The sequence below is a fragment of the Streptomyces sp. NPDC057445 genome (genome assembly GCF_042802855.1).
In the GTDB taxonomy this organism is placed as follows: domain Bacteria; phylum Actinomycetota; class Actinomycetes; order Streptomycetales; family Streptomycetaceae; genus Streptomyces.
The window spans coordinates 139,225-158,280 of sequence record NZ_JBHVDH010000012.1; the positions used below are offsets into that span (position 1 = coordinate 139,225).

At 71.3% G+C, this 19,056-nt stretch carries 19 protein-coding genes; 9 read left to right on the top strand and 10 right to left on the bottom strand.

The window, feature by feature from the left end:
* Window positions 1–127: 127 nt before the first annotated feature.
* Complete coding sequence (locus ACFU5O_RS24320; RefSeq protein ID WP_384243920.1) at window positions 128–565, bottom strand: DUF4442 domain-containing protein; 438 nt, start codon at window positions 563–565, stop codon at window positions 128–130.
* Window positions 566–672: 107 nt separating this feature from the next.
* Here ACFU5O_RS24320 and ACFU5O_RS24325 point away from each other — a divergent pair, with 107 nt between their 5' ends.
* Both ACFU5O_RS24325 and ACFU5O_RS24330 read left to right on the top strand, forming a co-directional pair.
* On the top strand, window positions 673–1,749 hold the full coding sequence (locus ACFU5O_RS24325) for a hypothetical protein (RefSeq protein WP_384243842.1): 1,077 nt from the start codon (window positions 673–675) through the stop codon (window positions 1,747–1,749).
* Between the two features lie 162 nt (window positions 1,750–1,911).
* Window positions 1,912–3,210 (top strand): MFS transporter, encoded by a 1,299-nt coding sequence (locus tag ACFU5O_RS24330; protein ID WP_384243921.1) that lies wholly within the window; start codon window positions 1,912–1,914, stop codon window positions 3,208–3,210.
* On the opposite strand, the gene ACFU5O_RS24335 is transcribed toward ACFU5O_RS24330, so the two are convergent.
* The 5 genes from ACFU5O_RS24335 to ACFU5O_RS24355 all read right to left on the bottom strand — a co-directional run bounded on the left by ACFU5O_RS24335 (window position 3,172) and on the right by ACFU5O_RS24355 (window position 7,358).
* Window positions 3,172–4,017, bottom strand: a complete 846-nt coding sequence (locus tag ACFU5O_RS24335; RefSeq protein WP_384243844.1) for a spermidine synthase — start codon at window positions 4,015–4,017, stop codon at window positions 3,172–3,174. The genes ACFU5O_RS24330 and ACFU5O_RS24335 overlap by 39 nt on opposite strands.
* A gap of 89 nt (window positions 4,018–4,106) precedes the next feature.
* A complete protein-coding gene (locus ACFU5O_RS24340) occupies window positions 4,107–4,991 on the bottom strand; it encodes a patatin-like phospholipase family protein (RefSeq protein ID WP_384243846.1) in 885 nt (294 codons plus the stop codon).
* An 81-nt stretch (window positions 4,992–5,072) separates the two neighbouring features.
* Window positions 5,073–6,242 (bottom strand): elongation factor Tu, encoded by a 1,170-nt coding sequence (gene tuf / locus ACFU5O_RS24345; protein WP_384243848.1) that lies wholly within the window; start codon window positions 6,240–6,242, stop codon window positions 5,073–5,075.
* A gap of 110 nt (window positions 6,243–6,352) precedes the next feature.
* Window positions 6,353–6,517, bottom strand: a complete 165-nt coding sequence (locus ACFU5O_RS24350) for a hypothetical protein (protein WP_384243850.1) — start codon at window positions 6,515–6,517, stop codon at window positions 6,353–6,355.
* 139 nt (window positions 6,518–6,656) lie between these two features.
* On the bottom strand, window positions 6,657–7,358 hold the full coding sequence (locus ACFU5O_RS24355; RefSeq protein WP_384243852.1) for a DNA alkylation repair protein: 702 nt from the start codon (window positions 7,356–7,358) through the stop codon (window positions 6,657–6,659).
* Between the two features lie 49 nt (window positions 7,359–7,407).
* Between ACFU5O_RS24355 and ACFU5O_RS24360 the strand changes: the two genes are divergently transcribed.
* On the top strand, window positions 7,408–8,193 hold the full coding sequence (locus ACFU5O_RS24360; RefSeq protein WP_384243854.1) for a TVP38/TMEM64 family protein: 786 nt from the start codon (window positions 7,408–7,410) through the stop codon (window positions 8,191–8,193).
* Window positions 8,194–8,239: 46 nt separating this feature from the next.
* Here the strand turns inward: ACFU5O_RS24360 and ACFU5O_RS24365 are convergent, their stop codons facing one another.
* Window positions 8,240–9,409, bottom strand: coding sequence for a thiolase family protein (locus ACFU5O_RS24365; protein WP_384243855.1), 1,170 nt, complete (start codon window positions 9,407–9,409; stop codon window positions 8,240–8,242).
* 118 nt (window positions 9,410–9,527) lie between these two features.
* On the opposite strand from ACFU5O_RS24365, the gene ACFU5O_RS24370 reads away from it, so the two are divergent.
* The 5 genes from ACFU5O_RS24370 (at window position 9,528) to lnt (ending at window position 15,479) form a co-directional block, all read left to right on the top strand.
* Window positions 9,528–9,983, top strand: a complete 456-nt coding sequence (locus tag ACFU5O_RS24370; RefSeq protein ID WP_384243856.1) for a winged helix-turn-helix transcriptional regulator — start codon at window positions 9,528–9,530, stop codon at window positions 9,981–9,983.
* Between the two features lie 285 nt (window positions 9,984–10,268).
* Entirely contained in the window at window positions 10,269–11,144 is an 876-nt protein-coding gene (locus ACFU5O_RS24375) for an undecaprenyl-diphosphate phosphatase (protein ID WP_384243857.1), read from the top strand.
* An 84-nt stretch (window positions 11,145–11,228) separates the two neighbouring features.
* Window positions 11,229–13,241: an APC family permease gene (locus tag ACFU5O_RS24380; protein ID WP_384243858.1), complete on the top strand. Its 2,013-nt coding sequence runs from the start codon at window positions 11,229–11,231 to the stop codon at window positions 13,239–13,241.
* Window positions 13,242–13,289: 48 nt separating this feature from the next.
* Complete coding sequence (locus tag ACFU5O_RS24385) at window positions 13,290–13,769, top strand: nuclear transport factor 2 family protein (protein ID WP_384243859.1); 480 nt, start codon at window positions 13,290–13,292, stop codon at window positions 13,767–13,769.
* 75 nt (window positions 13,770–13,844) lie between these two features.
* Window positions 13,845–15,479, top strand: a complete 1,635-nt coding sequence (gene lnt / locus ACFU5O_RS24390) for an apolipoprotein N-acyltransferase (protein ID WP_384243860.1) — start codon at window positions 13,845–13,847, stop codon at window positions 15,477–15,479.
* On the opposite strand, the gene ACFU5O_RS24395 is transcribed toward lnt, so the two are convergent.
* Window positions 15,403–16,308 (bottom strand): Gfo/Idh/MocA family protein, encoded by a 906-nt coding sequence (locus tag ACFU5O_RS24395; RefSeq protein ID WP_384243923.1) that lies wholly within the window; start codon window positions 16,306–16,308, stop codon window positions 15,403–15,405. The genes lnt and ACFU5O_RS24395 overlap by 77 nt on opposite strands.
* Before the next feature lie 18 nt (window positions 16,309–16,326).
* Window positions 16,327–17,544: an FAD-dependent monooxygenase gene (locus ACFU5O_RS24400; protein ID WP_384243861.1), complete on the bottom strand. Its 1,218-nt coding sequence runs from the start codon at window positions 17,542–17,544 to the stop codon at window positions 16,327–16,329.
* A 76-nt stretch (window positions 17,545–17,620) separates the two neighbouring features.
* On the opposite strand from ACFU5O_RS24400, the gene ACFU5O_RS24405 reads away from it, so the two are divergent.
* Window positions 17,621–18,214 carry a TetR/AcrR family transcriptional regulator gene (locus ACFU5O_RS24405; RefSeq protein WP_384243862.1) on the top strand — a complete coding sequence of 198 codons (594 nt, stop codon included), beginning with the start codon at window positions 17,621–17,623 and terminating at the stop codon, window positions 18,212–18,214.
* 264 nt (window positions 18,215–18,478) lie between these two features.
* On the opposite strand, the gene ACFU5O_RS24410 is transcribed toward ACFU5O_RS24405, so the two are convergent.
* Window positions 18,479–18,778, bottom strand: coding sequence for a hypothetical protein (locus ACFU5O_RS24410; RefSeq protein ID WP_384243863.1), 300 nt, complete (start codon window positions 18,776–18,778; stop codon window positions 18,479–18,481).
* Window positions 18,779–19,056: the final 278 nt, after the last annotated feature.

Genomic DNA, 19,056 nt, shown 5'->3' on the forward strand with positions numbered 1-19,056 from the left:
GAGCCGCTCCCGTCGGATCTGCGGACGCCGTCCACTCCCGACGCGGCGCGAAAGGTGCCGCCCCGGCGTCCGGATCCGGACGCCGGGGCGGCTCGTGCTCCTGCAGGCCCCCTCGGGCCCGCGGGTGTCAGGAGTTCGGGCGCAGGGTCCAGACGACGGTCATCTCGCCCGTCACCGCTCCGTCGGCGCGGGTGATGGCGATGTCGACGGGGAACTCGGGCCGTTCGCCCGCGTCCAGTTCCGCGACGATCTCCGCGGCGGGGCGGCCGAGGGTGGCGGTGGCGGTGACTTCGCCCATCGCGAGCTTCTTGTAGCCGATCTCGGCCTTGACGGCGAGGGGCACGGCGCGGCCGAGCTGGTCACCGAACGCGGCGAGCACGATCGCGCCGCTCGCGGATTCGGCGAGTGTGAACATCGCTCCGGCGTGGGGGCCGCCGACGTGGTTGTGGTAGTCGGGCTGGTCCGGCATGCGGACCACGGCACGCTCGGCGGTGGTCTCCAGGAACTCCAGGTTGAGGGTCCTGGCCATGGGAACCGTGGCGGCGAGCATCTCGCCGACGGACATCTGGTCTGCGCTCATGCGTCGGATGTTACCCACGAGTAGCCGAACTTGGCCATCCCCACGGGGGCGGCCATGGCAGCGTGCACCTGTCACCTCTATGGTTACTGGCCATGTGGCCAGGACAGCAGCCGCCCGGGGGCGAGCAGAACCCGCAGGACCAGAACCAGAATCCGTACGCGCAGCCGGGTTACCAGCAGCCGAACCCCTACGCACAGCCGGGGTACCAGCAGCCGGGACACCAACAGCAGCCGGGCTATGCGCAGCAGCCCGGATACCCGCAGCAGCCGGGGTACCAGCAGCCGAATCCGTATCAGCAGCCGAGCGGGCAGCAGTACTCGGTCCCCGGTCCGCCGCAGCCCGGTGGGCCCGGCCCGTCCTCGGACAGGAAGAAGACCGCGGTCGTGGCGATCGTCGCGGCCACGGCCGTCGTCGCCGCCGCCGTCATCACCGGTGCCGTGGTACTGAGCGGCAAGGACAAGGACGGACAGGACAAGGCGGACGGCAAGAAGCCCGCCACGTCCTCGAGCCCTTCCGAGCAGTCCCCCTCCCCCGCCGACAACCCGCGGGACGGCTCGAGCAACGCCAAGCCGACCATCGCGGGCTGGAAGGTCGTCAGCAACCCCAAGTACGGAACGCTGTTCGATGTGCCCCCGGCCTGGGAAGTGGCGGGCACGGGCGTCGGCTCCGGCTTCGAGGACCGGGAGAAGGGCGACGGGTCGGCCGTGGTCATGATGTCGGCTCCCGCGTTCTACAAGACCAAGTGGTGCTCCGTCGACTCGGACAAGGACGGGGACCTGGAGGACTCGGGGCTCGGAGGAACCGGCACCAAGGGCGGCCAGGGAGCCACCGACACGGCGAGCACCGCCCGCAGCGAGGCGGGCACCTGGGTGTGGGCCGCCTACGCCCAGGGGGAGCCGAAGAGCATCGTCAAGATCACCAAGCCGGTGCCGTACACGACGAAGTCCGGGCTCAGCGGGCATGTCGCGATGGCCACGGCGGTCGGTGTGAAGAAGCCGACCAAGTGCGACACCGACGGAAAGTCGATCGCGTTCACCTTCAAGAACAGCCAGGGTGACTTCTCCACCTGGGTGCTGTACGCGAGCAAGGGCGTCAAGGAGGAGATCCCGGACGCGACGATCAAGCAGATCCTCGGCACCGTTCGGCTCGCGGACGATTCCGCCTCCTGACCGCGATGCGGTCCGGCCGGCGCCGGCCGGACCGCATCGGGCAGGGGGCTGACCGGTTCTCGGGCAGGGCTGACCGGCCGGCCGGAATTCGGTTTGGCAGGGACGGCCGACGGGGGCGATAGTCCCCAGGTGAACAGTGCCCCCGCCGCTTCTCCCGACCGCATGTCCGGTCCCCGCCGTTCCCGCCGCCCCGAGTGGGCGGGCCGTAACTACTCGCTGCTGACCGCCGCGGCGATCGTCACCAATCTGGGTACCCATGGTGCGCTGATCGCCGCGGCGTTCGCGGTGCTGGAGTCCGGCGGGGACGGCGGCGACGTGGGTCTCGTGGCGGCGGCGCGGACCCTGCCTCTCGTGCTCTTCCTGCTGATCGGCGGGGCGATCGCGGACCGGCTGCCGCGGCACCGGGTGATGGTCGCCGCCAACGTGCTCAACTGCGTCTCACAGGCCGCCTTCGCCGCCCTGGTGCTGGCCGGGGATCCACAGTTGTGGCAGATGATGCTGCTGACCGCGCTCTGCGGCACGGGGCAGGCGTTCTTCAACCCGGCCGCCGAGGGCATGCTGATGTCCAGCGTCGACGGGGAGCAGGCGAGCCGGGCGTTCGCGCTCTTCCGCATGGCGATGCACGGCGCCGGTATCGGTGGCGCGGCGCTCGGCGGCGCGCTGATCGCAGCGGTCGGGCCCGGCTGGGTACTCGCGATCGACGCGGTCGCCTTCGCGGTGGCGGGCGCCCTGCGCGCCTTCCTGGACGTGAGTCACATTCCGGACCGGGCACCGGGCGGCGGGCTGCTCGCCGATCTGCGGGACGGCTGGAAGGAGTTCGTCGGACGGCCCTGGCTGTGGTCGATCGTGGCCCAGTTCTCCGTGGTGGTCGCGGTGGTCGGCGCGGCCGACTCGGTGTACGGGCCGCTGGTCGCGGAGGAGTCGCTGGGCGGTGCACGGCCGTGGGGCCTGGCACTGGCGGCGTTCGGGGCGGGCACGCTCGGCGGGGCGCTGCTGATGATGCGGTGGAAGCCGCGGCGGATGCTTCTCGTGGGCACGCTGTGCGTGTTTCCGCTGGCGTTGCCTTCTGCGGCACTCGCCGTGCCGCTGGCGATCGGGCCGCTGGCCGTGGTGATGTTCCTCAGCGGTGTGGCGATCGAGGTGTTCGGCGTGGCGTGGATGACCACGCTGCATCAGGAGATCCCGGAGGAGAAGCTGTCCCGGGTCTCCGCGTACGACTGGTTCGGCTCGACGGCGATGCTGCCGCTGTCCACCGCGCTGGCGGGGCCCGCAGAGGGCCTGTTCGGGCGGGAGCAGGCGCTGTGGGGCTGCGCGGCGCTGATCGTGCTCGTGACGGCTCTGGTGCTGCTGGTGCCCGACGTACGGAATCTGACGAGGCGTACGAGACGGGTGGCGGAGGGTGCCGCTGTGCCGGCCGTGGGTTCAGCCGATGCTGAAAGCGCCGTCGGGCGGCTCGGGTGAGGCGACGGCGTTGTCGTCCCGTACCGCCTGTGCGTCGCCTGTGAGCCTCCTCAGGGTACGGCCGTGCTCGACGCGCGCCGGGAAGGCGTCGGACGCGGTGCGGCGGGCGAGCGCGGCGGTGTCGATCGGGGTGTGCGAGGCGAGCAGGACGGCGTTGCCGAACCGGCGGCCGCGCAGCACCGCGGGCTCGGCGACGAGCGCCAGTTCCTCGAACTCGGCCGCGAAGGTGGCGAGCTGGGAGCGGAGGAAGTCGAACGGAGCCCCGTCGGCGAGGTTGGCGGCGTAGAGGCCGCCGGGGCGCAGGACACGCGCGGCGGCCTGTGCGTACTCCTGTGACGTGAGATGTGCGGGCACCCGCGAGCCCCCGAAGACGTCGGCGACGAGGACGTCGACGGAGTGCTCCGGGGCCTGTTCCAGCCATCGGCGGGCGTCGGCGCGGTGAACCGTGATCGCCGCGTCCGCGGGGACGGGGAGGTGCTCGGCGACCAGGGCGAGCAGCCCGTGGTCCGCCTCCACGACGTCCTGCCGTGAGCCGGGCCTGGTGGCCGCCACATAGCGGGGCAGGGTGAGTGCTCCGCCGCCCAGGTGCAGTACGTCCAGCGGGTCTTCGGCGTCCGCCGCGCAGTCGATGACGTGGGCGAGGCGGCGCACGTACTCGAACTCGAGGTGCGTGGGGTCGTCCAGGTCGACGTACGACTGCGGTGCCCCGTCCACGGTCAGCAGCCAGGCGCGCTCGCGGTCGACATCGGGCATGAGCTTGGCGGTGCCGTGGTCGACGGCCCGGCTGACGGGTATGGCCTCGTTCACCCGCCCATTGTGCGCCTGTCCCTCGTGCGGGTTCGTCCGCCTCGCGCCTGATCGACCGCACCGTCCTGCGTCGGGGCTCCGCTGCCGTCTCAGCCGGGCCAGATCCTGTGGACCGCCTCCGCATGCGCCGCCGCCTGTGCCAGGCCCGCCCGCGCAGAGGGTGCGCGGCGCGCGGGGTCCAGGACGTTGCGACCGAACGCCCTGCGGGCGGCGCGGTCCGGGGTGATCAGTACGACCTTGGCGCCGGAGGCGGAGAGCCGGTGGGCCAGCGTGCGGGCGGAGAGGACCGGGCCGCCGCCGACGGCGATGGGGGCGACGATGACGACGGTGCCGTAGCCGAGGGCGAGGTCGGCGTTGGTGGAGGAACGCACTCCCCCGTCGATGAAACGCCGCCCGTCGATGGTGACGGGCGGCCAGACGCCGGGTACGGCGCAGCTCGCGCCGACCGCGTCGATCAGCTCCACCCCGCTCTCCCGGTCGAACGCCCGGAACTCACCCGTCAGGGCGTCGACGGCCGTGACGACGAGGCGCCGTGCCCTGGGCCAGTCGTGTGTGAGCAGCCTCGCGGCGAAGACGGCCCGTCTCACCTCTTCCGGCTCGGTGCGGGTGGCGAGTGCCAGTCTGCCCATGCGTGCGCCGTAGGCCTCGGGGTCGCGGGACCGCAGGACGCCCCACAGATACCGGGCCAGCACTGCCGCGCCCATTCCCGCGGGCACCTCCCCGTCGGGATCGGCGAGCTGACGCTCGTACAGTTCGTGCAGGTTGAGCAGCTCCGAGGTGAGTTGCGCGCCGACGACCGATCCGGCCGATGTGCCGACGATCAGATCGGCGCCGGTCGGGTCGGCGCCCGCCTGTGCGAGGCCGTGCAGGATGCCGATCTCCCAGCCGATGCCGGCGAGTCCGCCTCCTCCCAGTACCAGGGCCGTGCGGCCCTTGTCGGCTGCTCTCCCGGCTGCGTCGTCCGTGTCCGCCATGGCAGCAGTGTGGCGCCTGTTCGGCGGGTCCGCCCCCCGCACGAGGCGGGCGGCGGACCCGTGGCACCCGGTGGGTGCCGGTCAGACCAGTGCGGTCACCGTGCCGGCGCCGACCGTGCGGCCGCCCTCGCGGATCGCGAAGCCGAGCCCTGGCTCGAGCGGCATGTCCCGGCCGAGCTCCACGGTCATGGTGACGGTGTCGCCGGGGCGTGCGACCGCCGTCCCGCCGAGGTCGACGTCCCCGACGACGTCAGCGGTCCGGATGTAGAACTGGGGCCGGTATCCGGTGCCGATCGGGGTGGTACGGCCGCCCTCACGTCCGGACAGGACGTACACCTGCGCGGTGAAGCGGCGCCTCGGTGTGACGCTGCCTGGCGCCGCGACGACGTGCCCGCGGCGTACGGCGTCGCGTGGCACACCGCGCAGCAGGAGCGCCACGTTGTCGCCGGCCTCTGCGGACTCCATCGGCTTGCCGAAGGTCTCCAGGCCGGTGACGACGGTCGTGACGTCCGCGCCGAGCACCTCCACCTGGTCGCCGACGCGCACGGTGCCGCGCTCGACGGCGCCCGTGACGACGGTGCCGCGTCCGGTGATGGTGAGCACGTTCTCCACCGGAAGCAGGAAGGGCGCGTCCGTGTACCGGACCGGCATCGGCACATAGGTGTCGACCGCGTCGAGCAGTGCCTCGACGGCCGCCGTCCAGCGCGGGTCGCCCTCCAGTGCCTTGAGCCCGGAGACGCGGACGACGGGCACCGAGTCACCGCCGTAGCCGTGCGCGGTGAGCAGTTCGCGGACCTCGAGCTCGACCAGGTCGGTCAGCTCGGGGTCTCCCGCGTCGGCCTTGTTGAGGGCGACGACGATGTGGTCGACACCGACCTGACGTGCCAGCAGGACGTGCTCGGCCGTCTGCGGCATGATCCCGTCGAGCGCGGAGACGACGAGGATCGCCCCGTCGAGCTGCGCGGCGCCGGTGACCATGTTCTTGACGTAGTCGGCGTGGCCCGGCATGTCGACGTGGGCGTAGTGCCGGGTGCCGGTCTCGTACTCGACGTGCGCGATGTTGATGGTGATGCCGCGGGCGGCCTCCTCCGGCGCGCGGTCGATCCGGTCGAACGGTACGAAAGTGCCGCTGCCGCGCTCGCTCAGGACCTTGGTGATGGCGGCGGTGAGGGTGGTCTTGCCATGGTCGACGTGGCCCATGGTGCCGATGTTGAGGTGCGGCTTGGTGCGCACGTATGCCGTCTTGGGCATGGCTGTTCCAGTTCCTTCCCGGAACTTGACGCGTGAACTCCTGGTGGAGGGGGACCCCTGGGCCGGACCGACCCTCCCCCTGCGGGGTCCGCCGGACGATCCGGGGAGGGTCAGCTTCGGGCGCCGTCGAAGGCCGCTGGGGCGGCGATCGCTGCGACAGCCGCGACGGTGGCTGCGGTAGCGGCCGCGTCGAGCGCGGCGACCGGGAGGAATTCGGCAGCCTTCGGCGCGTCCGCGACTGCGGACGGCGCTGCGAGGAAGGCGTACCTGGACATGCGTCGATGATCGCTGCCGGGGGCGGGCCGCGTCGAATGGTTTTCCGTGTGCGGAGTCCCGTACGGGGCCGGGGAGTCGGAGGCCCGGGGATCGGTCAGTGCCCGCGGAGTGGTTCAGGGCCCGCAGGTTGCTCCGGGCCTACAGGTTCTTGAGCGCTTCCCGCACGGAGAGCGGGGCGAGCCGGTCGCGCGCGCCGTCGACGAAGGCGCGTACCGCGTCCGGGTCGGTCTTGGCGTACTCGCGCAGGCTCCAGCCGATGGCCTTGCGGATGAAGAAGTCGGTGTGGCCGCACTGGCGCAGGCAGAAGCGGAAGAGCCGCTCGGTGTCGGTGGCGTCCTTGTAGCGGAGTTGGTGGAGCAGGGCGGTACGGGCGATCCAGAGGTTGTCGTCCTCGATCCACTCGTCCATGACGGGGACCAGCTCCGGGTCGGCGGCGACGAGCGGCCCGACGACATGCGCGGCGAGTGTGTCCACGGTGTCCCACCAGGAGACCGTGGTGAGGAGGTGCCGTACGACGGGCAGGAATCCGGAGGAGCAGCGTCCGGCGTAGCGACGCAGGTAGTCGGCGGCGAAGTAGTGGTACTCGCGCTCGGGCAGTTCCCAGCAGCGCAGCGCGACAGCCGTGCAGTCGGCCTCGTCGGGCCTCGGGGTGCCTTGGAGGACCGTGCGGGACAGGGCGCGGCGGTCGGGTGTGCGTATGCCGAGGAACGGCGCGATGTTCTTCATGTACGCGGCAGCCTCTGCGGCCCGCACCGGGTCGGCCGCGGCGGCGTAGCCGGCGGTGAGGCGCTCCAGCACGGTGTCGGCGAGGTCGCTGCGGGGCGGGGCCAGGGGAGTCATGCGGCACAGATTACGGCGATCGGACGGATTCGTCGGTTAGTCTCCCCTGATGCTCGACCCCGTCCCCGGGCCGCGCGACGGCCTCGCTCTCCGCTGCGGCCGGGCCCTTGTGTCTCCCTGGTCCCGGCTGGCGCTGCTCGTGCTGCTGCTGGCGTTCGCCGCGTGCGCGGTCGTGATGTACGAGCCCCAGCGGCTGCTTGCTGCGGGCTGGCCGCCGGAGGTGGGCGGCGGAACGGCGGTGGTCCTCTTCGGCGCTGCCTACGGCCTTTGTACGGCGGCTTTCGTACCGAGGCCGCTGCTGAATCTGGCGGCGGGGGCGCTCTTCGGTTCCCAGGTGGGCCTCGCGGCTGCGATCGCCGGGACGGTTCTCGGTGCGGGTATCTCGTTCACGCTCGGCCGGGTGCTGGGCCAGGACGCGCTGCGCCCGCTGCTGCGCGGGCGCTGGCTGAGGGCCGCCGACGGCCAGCTCAGCCGCCATGGCTTCCGCTCGATGCTGGCCGTCCGGCTCTTCCCCGGCGTCCCCTTCGCCGCGGCCAACTACTGCGCCGCGGTCTCCCGTATGGGGTATGTCCCCTTCCTTGTGGCCACGGCCGTGGGCTCGGTGCCGAACACCGCGGCGTACGTCGTCGCGGGAAGCCGCGCGGCTTCTCCGACCTCGCCGGCGTTCCTCGTCGCCACGGGCTTCATCGTGGTGTCGGCCCTGGCCGCGGTGGTCGTGGCCTGGCGCAAACGGCACCGTCTCGGCGGCGGTGACGTGGCCGGCGACCGTGGTGATGTGAGTCCTGACCGTGGTGGCGTGAGCCGCGACCGCGCCGACGTGGGCCGCGGCGTCTGAAGAGCGGTGCGGCCCGGTCCCCGTGACCGGGCCGCGGGCCCGGGGGCTACAGCGCTTCCAGGATCGTGGCGTTCGCGAGCCCGCCCGCCTCGCACATCGTCTGCAGCGCGTAGCGTGCCCCGCGCCGGCGCATCGCGTGGACGAGGGTGGTCATCAGGCGGGTGCCGCTCGCGCCGAGCGGGTGGCCGAGGGCGAGCGCGCCGCCGTGGACGTTGACCTTCGCCGGGTCGGCTCCGGTCTCCTGGAGCCAGGCCAGGACCACGCTCGCGAAAGCCTCGTTCACCTCGAAGAGGTCGATGTCGTCGAGTCCGAGACCGGCCCGCTTCAGGACCTTCTCGGTGGCCGGGAGCACGCCGGTCAGCATGAGCAGCGGGTCGGATCCGGTGACGGCGAAGCTGTGCAGCCGCGCGAGCGGGCGCAGTCCGAGCCGTTCGGCGGTCTCGCCCGAGGTGATGAGGACGGCGGAGGCACCGTCGTTGACGGGGCTGCTGTTGCCCGCGGTGACCGACCACTCGATCTGCGGGAAGCGCTCGGCGAAGACCGGGTCCTGGAACGAGGGCCGCAGGCCGGCCAGGATCTCTGCCGTCGTCCCCGGCCTGACGCTCTCGTCCCGGGTCAGTCCCCCGATCGGCGCCACCTCGGCGTCGAAGAGTCCGTCGTCCCAGGTCCGGGCGGCCCGCTCATGCGACGTCACCGCGAACTCGTCCATCGCGTCCCGCCCGATGGACCACTTGGCGGCGATGAGTTCGGCGCTGATGCCCTGCGGCACCAGGCCTTCCGGGTAGCGCTGGGCGACCCCTGGCCCGAAGGGATCGGCTCCGGGCGGCACGTTGGACCACATCGGTACGCGGCTCATCGACTCGACGCCGCAGGCGATGACGGCGTCGTACGCCCCGGCCATCACGCCCTGCGCGGCGAAGTGCACGGCCTGCTGGGACGAGCCGCACTGCCGGTCGACGGTGGTGGCCGGTACCGACTCGGGGAACCCGGCGCCGAGCCATGCGTACCGCGTGGTGTTCATCGCCTGCTCGCCGACCTGGTCGACGGTGCCGCCGACCACGTCGTCGATCAGGACAGGATCGATGCCGCTGCGCTCGACGAGGGCGCGGAGGGTGTGGGACAGAAGCTCGACGGGGTGGATCCGGGCGAGCGCGCCGTTGGGCTTTCCCTTTCCGATCGGCGTACGGACTGCTTCGACGATGACGGCGTCACGCATGGAGCGCGCCTCCTCGCTCATGACACAGGCGGATGAGTTGGAAAACTGGACTCTCTTGCTACCCGACAGTAGACGACTCGGTTTGGTTTTCCAACCCTGCCTTCTCTAGGCTGAGCGCATGAAGGACCCCCGCCCGTGCTCGATCGCCGGCACCCTGGCCCTCGTCGGCGAGAAGTACTCGCTGCTCGTCCTGCGCGAGGTCACTCTCGGCGTCCGCCGCTTCGACCAGATCGCCCGGAACACCGGCGCACCCCGCGACATCCTCACCGCCCGCCTGCGACGGCTCGTCGAGGCCGGGGTGCTGGAGAAGGTCCCGTACAGCGAGCGGCCCCCGCGTTTCGAGTACGTTCCGACGAAGGCGGGCCTCGAGCTGCAGCCCGTGCTCCTGACCCTGATGGCCTGGGGCGACCGGCACCTCTCGGAACGGCCCCCCACGGTGCTCGAGCACACATGCGGTGAGAAGCTCACCCCGGTCGTCGTCTGTGCGTCCTGCGGCGGGGAAGCGGCCCCCGAGACCCTGACTCCGCACGTCCACGCGCCGGGCTGGACGGTGACGGGCCCGGCGAAGGCCTGAGGTCACGCGGGTCCGGGGTCACAGCCTGAGACCGCGGAGGCCCGCCGGCCCTCGCGAAAGCGACCGCGAACGTGACCGCGAACGCGAACGCGGCGCCGCGGTCGGCGTCGCCCCGCGGCAGGCGGCCCGTACGGAGCCGTGCCCCGAACGGCTGCCGGGTCGCTGCGCGGCAGCCCGCCCGCAGGCCGGAGATCCGTTGCCGCTACGCTGCCACGCGGGCACGCCCAATCGCGGTCCCCACCCCGTACGTTCCGACCTGACCAGCACTTGGACGGCTTAGCTTTCATGTCGTGGTTCGAATCATTCATCCTCGGGCTCGTTCAGGGGCTGACGGAGTTCCTGCCCATCTCCTCCAGCGCACATCTGCGCCTCACGGCGGCCTTCGCCGGCTGGCAGGACCCGGGCGCCGCCTTCACCGCGATCACCCAGATCGGCACGGAGACCGCCGTCCTGATCTACTTCCGCAAGGACATCGCCCGGATCGTCTCCGCCTGGTTCCGCTCACTCACGAACAAGGCGATGCGCCGTGACCACGACGCACAGATGGGCTGGCTCGTCATCATCGGCTCGATCCCGATCGGCGTGCTCGGCGTCACCCTCAAGGACCAGATCGAGGGCCCCTTCCGGGATCTGAGGCTGATCGCCACCACGCTGATCGTGATGGGCATCGTGCTCGGCGTCGCCGACCGGCTCGCCGCCCGCGACGAGACGGGCGGCAAGCACCGCTCGGTCAAGCACCGGAAGTCGCTGGAGGAGCTTTCCGTCAGGGACGGCCTGATCTACGGCGTCTGTCAGGCGATGGCCCTGATCCCGGGCGTCTCCCGGTCGGGAGCGACGATCAGCGGCGGTCTGCTGATGGGGTACACGCGCGAGGCGGCGGCCCGCTACTCGTTCCTGCTCGCCATCCCGGCCGTGCTCGCCTCCGGCCTCTTCGAGCTGAAGGACGCGGGTAGCGGAGGGCATGTGTCCTGGGGGCCGACGATCTTCGCGACGATCATCGCGTTCGGTGTCGGATACGCCGTCATCGCATGGTTCATGAAGTTCATCACGACCAAGAGCTTCATGCCGTTCGTCGTCTACCGGATCCTTCTCGGCATCGCGCTCTTCATCCTCGTCGGCACGGACACGCTGAGCCCGCACGCGGGCGAGTCGGGCGACTGACCCGCTCGGCCCGCCGCGGCGGCGACGTAGCCCCCCGGCGCGGCGGGCCGAGGCGGGGCGGGGTGTGCCGCATACGCTCTCGCCGTGTTCAACCTGACGGCGTTTCTGAAACGGCTGGTCATCGGGCCTGCGCTGCGCAGTGAGGAGCTGGGCGGGACGCTGCTGCCCAAGCGGCTGGCCCTCCCCATCTTCGCCTCGGACCCGCTCTCGTCGGTCGCGTACGCCACGCAGGAGATCCTGCTGGTGCTCACCCTCGGCGGGCTGGCCTATCTGCACTTCACCCCGTGGATCGCGGGCGCGATCGTGGCGCTCATGGCCATCGTCGTGCTCTCGTACCGGCAGGTCGTGCACGCCTATCCGAGCGGCGGCGGTTCGTACGAGGTGGCCTCCACCAATCTGGGGCCGTCCGCCGGTCTGGTGGTCGCCGCGTCACTGATGGTCGACTACGTGATGACCGTGGCCGTATCGGTCGCCTCCGGCGTCGACAACATCATCTCGGCGATCCCGGAGCTGGCCGCGCACCGGGTGACGATGGCACTCGTCTTCGTCGCCCTCCTCACCGCGATCAATCTCCGCGGAGTGCGCGAGTCGGGCCGGGCGTTCGCCGCGCCCACCTATCTGTTCATCGCAGGCGTGCTGATCATGTGCGGCACAGGGCTGCTCCGCTACCTGCTCGGCGACGCTCCGGTCGCCGAGACGGCCAGGTACGGCATCGAACCGGAGCCCTCGGACGCCCACCTGATGGGTCTGGCGCTGGTCATGCTGGTCCTGCGCGCGTTCTCCAGCGGCTGCACGGCACTGACGGGGGTGGAGGCCATCTCCAACGGTGTACCGGCCTTCCGCAAGCCGAAGCCGCGGAACGCGGCGGCCACCCTGGCCGCGATGGGTGTCATCGCCGTCACGATGTTCGTCGGGGTCACGGCCCTCGCGCTCGTCGCGAAGGTGCACATCGCCCAGGACCCGTGCAGTCTGACGGGGCTGGCCGACTGCGAGAACTACACGCAGCGCACGGTCGTCGCACAGCTGGCCGCAGCGGTCTTCGGCGGGGAGAACAGCTTCGGCTTCTACTACGTCCAGGCCGCCACCGCGCTCGTACTGATCCTCGCCGCGAACACGGCCTTCAACGGCTTCCCGCTGCTCGCCTCGATCCTGGCCCAGCACCGCTATCTGCCGCGCCAGTTGCACAACCGCGGTGACCGGCTCGCCTTCTCCAACGGCATTCTGGCGCTCGCGGTGGTGGCCGGGCTCCTGCTGTGGGCGTACAGGGCGAATGTCACCAGCCTGATCCACCTCTACATCCTGGGCGTGTTCACCTCGTTCACGCTCTCCCAGACCGGCATGGTCCGGCACTGGAACCGGGAGCTGCGCACGGAGAGGGACCCCGTCCTGCGCCGGCGCCACCACGCATCCCGGATCATCAACGCCACCGGCGCGGTCGTCACGTTCCTGGTCCTCGTCATCGTGCTGCTCACCAAGTTCACGCAGGGCGCTTGGCTGGCGGTGCTCGCCGCGATCGTGCTGTGGGTGACGATGAGAAGCATCCGCCGCCACTACGACACGACGGCGGCCGAGCTGGCGGTGACCGATCCGCGCAGTGAACTCGCCCCGCCCTCACGGGTTCTGTCGATCGTTCTGGTCTCGACCCTGCACAAGCCCACCCTGCGGGCACTGGCCTATGCCCGTGCGTTCCGCCCCGACCGGCTGGAGGCCCTGACGGTCGCGGTCGACCGGGACGCCGCCGCGCAGTTGCAGCGGCAGTGGGAGGAGTTCGGCATCGACGTGCCGCTCAAGGTCCTGGACTCCCCGTACCGGGAGATCACCGGCGCGGTCCTCGTCCATGTGCGCTCCATCGTGCGGGAGAGTCCGCGGGATGTGATCGCGGTGTTCATCCCGGAGTACGTCGTCGGGCACTGGTGGGAGAACCTGCTGCACAACCAGTCGGCGTTGTGGCTGAAGCGCAGGCTGCTCTTCACACCGGGGGTCATGGTGATCAGCGTCCCCTGGCAGCTGAGTTCCTCCGCCCGTGCCGACCACCCCGCTGCCAGGGCGCCGGGAGCGGTGCGCCGCGGCGAGCCGGTCGGCCACCGCACACGCTGACGGTGCGTGGCACTTGGCGTGGGGCGTCCGCTGACCGACACTTGGCCGATGACGCAGCGCGTGGATCTCGCGACGGTGATGGACCGGCTGGCCATCGAGGATGTGGTCACCGGGTACGCGGTGGCCGTGGACGACGCCGACTGGACGGGTTACCGGGCCCTGTTCACCCCCGACGGCCGCGCGGACTACCGCGGCGCGGGCGGTATCGAGGGTCCTGCGGCGGAGGTCGCCGGGTGGCTGGCCGAGACGATGCGGCTGTTTCCCGTGCGGCAGCATCTGATCGTCAACCGGCGGGTGCGCCTCCAGGATCTCGGCGGCTATCCGGGCGACGGGGCCGATGTACGGGCCGACTACGTGAATCCCATGCGTCTGGAGTCGGGCGGCGACTTCGTCTCCGGCGGGCGGTACACGTTCGCTCTGGCGCGTACGGACGGTGGGTGGCGGCTTCGTTCGGTGACCGTGGAGGAGAAATGGCGGCACGCGCCGCTCCTCGCGGGGACCGCAGGTGGCGGCCCGGCCGCCGAATGATCGTTTCGCCGTCTGTCGGGGGCCGGGCCGCTCCCTCACACTGGCAGTAGGACACTGCTCTCGGGGAGGCGCGGCATGCGGATTCCGGTCGGCCGGCGGGAGCAGCCGACGAGGCTGTTGTCGTCGCCGTGGTGGCGTGGCGCGGCCGTGCTCGCGGCGGGCGCGTTGCCCGCGCTCGCCTTCCCGGCCCCCGGGCTGTGGTGGCTGGCGTACATCGGGCTCGTACCGTGGCTGCTGCTGATCCGCACCGCTCCGACGGGCCGTCGCGCGCTCCTCGACGGCTGGCTCGGCGGGTTCGGTCTCGTTCTGGCCGTGCACCACTGGCTGGTGCCGAACCTGCATGTGTTCATCCTGCTGCTCTCTGCGCTGCTCGGGCTCCTGTGGGCGCCCTGGGGATGGCTGGTGCGCCTGATGCTCGGCGGGACGCCGTCACCGGCGCGTGCCGCCGCGGCCGTCGCCGTCGTGCCGTCCGGCTGGCTGATGGTGGAACTGGTGAGGTCCTGGGAGGGGTTGGGCGGTCCGTGGGGATTGCTGGGGGCGAGTCAGTGGGAGGTGCCCCCCGCGCTGCGGCTCGCCTCGGTGGGCGGGGTGTGGCTGGTGAGCCTGCTGGTGGCCGCGGTGAACACCGCGGTGACCGTGCTGCTTGCCGTTCCCTCGGCGCGGGTCCCCGCGGTGGCGGCTCTGTGCGTGTGCGCCGTGGCGGCCGGCTCGGTGTGGGTGTGGGCGCCGCGCCCGGCGAGGCACGGCGATGTGGTCCGGGTCGCTGTCGTCCAGCCGGGGGTCATCAACGGGGTCGGCGGTGCCGAGCGGCGGTTCGCCAGGAGTGAGGAGCTGACCCGGCAGCTGGCCGGCCAGGACGTGGATCTGGTGGTGTGGGGTGAGAGCAGCGTCGGCATGGATCTCGCGGCCCGGCGCGATCTCACGGCGCGGATCTCCGCGCTGTCGCGTGCGGTGGGCGCCGGCGTGCTGGTCAATGTGGACGCGCGGCGGCCGGACCGGCCCGGGAGTTCCCCCGGCGGGACGGGCGGGAGGATCTTCAAGAGCAGTGTGCTGGTGGGTCCGGACGGTCCGATCGGGGACCGTTACGACAAGATGCGCCTGGTCCCCTTCGGTGAGTACGTTCCCGCGCGTGCGCTCCTCGGATGGGCCACTTCGGTGGGCAAGGCGGCGGGCGAGGACCGGATGCGGGGCACCCGTCAGGTGGTGATGGCGGTCCCGGGCGACCGGCCTGGCTCCGGGCTGCGCGTGGGGCCGCTGGTCTGCTTCGAGTCGGCGTTCCCTGACATGAGCCGACGGCTCGTCAGGAGCGGCGCCGAACTGCTGGTCGCGCAGTCCGCGACCTCGACCTTCCAGGACAGCTGGGCCCCCGCGCAGCACGCCTCGCTGGCGGCTCTGCGGGCGGCGGAGACGGGGCGGCCGATGGTGCATGCCACGCTCACGGGTGAGAGCGCGGTGTACGGGCCGCGGGGTGAGCCCCTGGGAGAGCGGCTGGGCACGGGCACCAGTGCCGCGGCCGTCCACGAGATCCCGCTCGCCGGCGGAACGACGCCCTACGTCCGGCTGGGCGACTGGCCCGTGTACGGCGCGCTGGCGGTGCTGGCGGCACTGTGCGCGGCCGAGGGGCTGCGGTCGCTCAGGAGGCCTGCTCCAGGGACGCCCGCACGACCCTCTCGCACAGCTCATGGGTCAGCAGTGCGTCCTGGGCGCTGAGGAACTTCCCCGCGCGTACGGCGTCGAGGAAGGCGGACACCGTCTGCTCGATGCCGCGCTGGCGCGCCACCGGCACCCAGTCGCCGCGTCTGCGCACGGTCGGCTGGCCCTTGTGGTCGATGACGTCGGCGAGGTTGAGCACCTCTCGCTTGGTGTCCTGTCCGGCTACTTCGAGGATCTCCTCGGTGGAGCCGTTCAGCCGGTTCATCATGCCGATGGCGGTGAACCCGTCGCCCGAGAGCTGCAGGACGACGTGGTGCATGAGACCGTCGCGGACCCGGGCCCGCACGTCGGTGTGCTCCACCGGGCCGGGGATCAGGAAGCGCAGGGTGTCGACGACGTGGATGAAGTCGTCGAGGACGAGGGTGCGCGGGTCCTCGGGGAGGCCGACGCGGTTCTTGCGCATCAGGACGATGTCGCGGGGGTGGTCCAGACACTGGGCGTAGCCGGGGGCGAAGCGGCGGTTGAAGCCGACGGCGAGGCTGGTACCGGTCCGCTCGGACAGTTCCACGAGCCGTGCCGAGTCGGCGAGTTCGTAGGCGAGCGGCTTGTCGACGTACGTCGGTACGCCGGCTTCCAGCAGCCTTGTCACGATCTCCGGGTGGACGGGCGTCGGGGCGTGGACGAGGGCGGCGTCGAGGCCCTGGGCGAGGAGGGAGTCCAGGGAGGTGTGGCAGTGCGATCCGGGGATGTGGTGGGCCGCTGCGATCCGGTCGAGGGTGGCCGGGGTGCGGGTGTGCAGATGCAGTTCGACATCCGCCCGGGTGGTGAGCACCGGCAGATATGCCTTCTGCGCGATGTCTCCGAGCCCGATGCAGCCGACCTTCACCATGGCCTCCCCCTCGCGTCAGCGCGTCTTTGGGTGTGTCTTCGCCGCTTCGGCAGCATACGTGTGCCCGGGCGGGCTCCAGTCCGCCGTCCCGTCGAAACCGCGCAGGACGAGTCCGGGACTCAGGCGGGAGAGGGCCGCGACGAGTACGTCACGCACAGCGACGGCGGGGGCGTTGTTCAGCATGGCCGTCCGCCCCACGCGTGTGGCCTGGCGCACGATCGCCATGGTGCGTGGCAGCCGTTCACGGGTGTACGCGGCGAGACCGGGGCCGGTGTCCGGGCCCCGGTCCATGTGGTGGGCGAGCACGATCGCGTCCTCGATGGCCTGGTTGCCGCCCTGGCCGAGGGTGGGCTGCATGGCGTGGGCCGCGTCGCCGAGGAGTGCCACGCGGCCTTGGTGGTAGGCGGGCAGCGGCTCGGCCATGTGGTGCACGTCGTGACGCAGGACCTCGTCGGGCTCGGCTGCCGCGATGATGTCGGGGACGGGCTGGTGCCAGGCGCCGAAGCGGCGCAGGAGTTCGGCCTTCTCGTCGTCCATGGCGTGTCCGCCTGCGGGCACGGCGGCCGCGGCGTAGGCGTAGACGCGTCCGTCCTTCAGCGGCTGGGTGCCCCAGAGGTGGCCGCGGCCCCAGGTCTCGTGCGGCGCGAAGGGGCGGTCCGGCGCGGGGACGACGAGGCGCCAGGTGGTGTATCCGGAGTACCGGGGTCCGGGGTGGGCGGGGAACAGCGCACGGCGCACGGCCGAGTTGATGCCGTCCGCGGCGACGACGAGGTCGGCCTCGAGATCGCCGCCCTGGGTGATGACGACGGCGGGGCGGCGCTCGTCTCCGGCGTCCGCGAGGGTGGCGGTGCAGCCGGGGCGTACCGCGCCGTCCGGCAGGGCGGAGAGCAGGATGTCCACGAGGGTCGCGCGGTGCACCATGACGAGCGGGCCGCCGAACCTCTCGGCGGCGGCGGAGAGGTCGGTGCGGTACAGCCGGCTTCCCCTGGGGGTGTGCAGACCGCCGTCGCCCTGCCAGGCGGACAGGGATCTGACCCGGTCGCCGAGGCCGATGACGTCCAGAGCGCGCTGGGCGTTGGGCGCGAGGCCGATTCCGGCGCCTGCAGGAGTGAGGGCGGCGGCCCGTTCCAGCACGGTGACGTCCCAGCCCTGCTGGTGCAGGGCGATGGCGGCGGTCAGCCCGCCGATGCCGCCTCCGACGACGACGGCGCGGGATGCGCGGGGCCGGTCCATGACTCCTCCTCGCAACTACATCTGTAGTAACAGCAGTACCGTACTACAGATGTAGTGACCGAGATAGGTTGGTCCCATGACCGCACGCACCACCGGTTCCGCCGCGCGCCCGGAGCTGATCGCCGACGCCGCCCTGACCCTGCTCGCCGAGCGCGGGATGCGGGGACTCACCCACCGGGCCGTCGACGAGCTCGCAGGCCTCCCCCAGGGCTCGACGTCCAATCACGCCCGCACCCGGCAGGCGCTGCTGGAGGCTGCCGTACGCCGTCTGGCCGCGCGCGAGGCCCAGGTGCTCGCTCCGGAGGAGATGCCGGTCCCCCAGGGCGGGACGGAGGCCCTGACGGACGCTCTGGCGCTCGCCCTGCACCGCTGCCTCACCGCCCACCGCCCGCTGCTGGTGGCCCGCTACGAACTGGCCCTGGAGGCCACCCGCAGGCCCGAGTTGCGCTCCTACTACGACCGGGCGGGAGCGGCCTTCCGGGAGTCCCTGGTGACCCTGATGCGCGGCGCCGGGTCGGCCGAGCCCGAGCGGCACGCACTGTCGCTGGCGGCCTGGTGCGAGGGGCTGATGTTCTCGTGCGCGGTGGGGTCGTACCACTCCTCCGTCCCGACGACGGACGAGCTCCGCAAGGGGTTCGGCGAGCTGCTGCGCGGCATGCTCGGCTCATGAATCTCCTGGCGGCGCATGTGCTGTATGGGCTGCCGACGAAATTCGCCGACCTGCCCGTTTGCGCGGTGTCGCCTGTGAGGGTCCCATGATGGTGCCGCGAGAATCCCGGACTGTCGGCGGAGCAGATATCTCTGCGGGTTGATCACTGAGTAGTGACTGTGGTCGGTTCCGAGTCTTGGACCCGGCTGCGGAAGCACTCCATGGCCTTCACCCGGACGGTTGCGCCATACGGCTTGCCGCTCAACTCAGTGAACGCAGAGCGATTCACGGACGTTCGGCGAGGCGGTTTTGCAGATCGATGTGGCGGAACTGGTACACCGCCCCTACCTGACGGAGCACTCCCCGCCGCTTGTGAGCGTCCGCGAGGAAAGCCATCAGGCTCCAGGGCAGTCGCTGGCGCAGCGTCACGTAGACGCGGACGAGTGTAAAGAAGCCCACGGCAGTTCGGTTGAGCGCGACAGCGACCCCAACGGTCAAGCCGAGTGCGACCACGAGGAACAGGAAACCGTCTGTGGTGAAGTCGAATGCGCTGAACAGGAAACCGCGAAAACCGTCGTCGTGCACGGCGCTGCATATCCCCCAGTCTTGGAATTCACCATACGTACGAGGCTCGCAGAGCATCGCAAATCCGGTCACGCTGCTGACCCCGGCGCAACCGCGAGACAGAGTGACCAGAATGTTCGGTGATCCTTTTTCAAGAGCGTTGCAGACCCGGCCGCAGAGGTGAGGTTCGCTGGCGCCGCCTTGAGCCGTACGCGATCGCACCCGCGAGCGCGTAGGCAAACGGGGTCGATGATCTGTTCGTCGAGAAGTCGGTATAACCGTCTCCCGTTAGCGGCTCG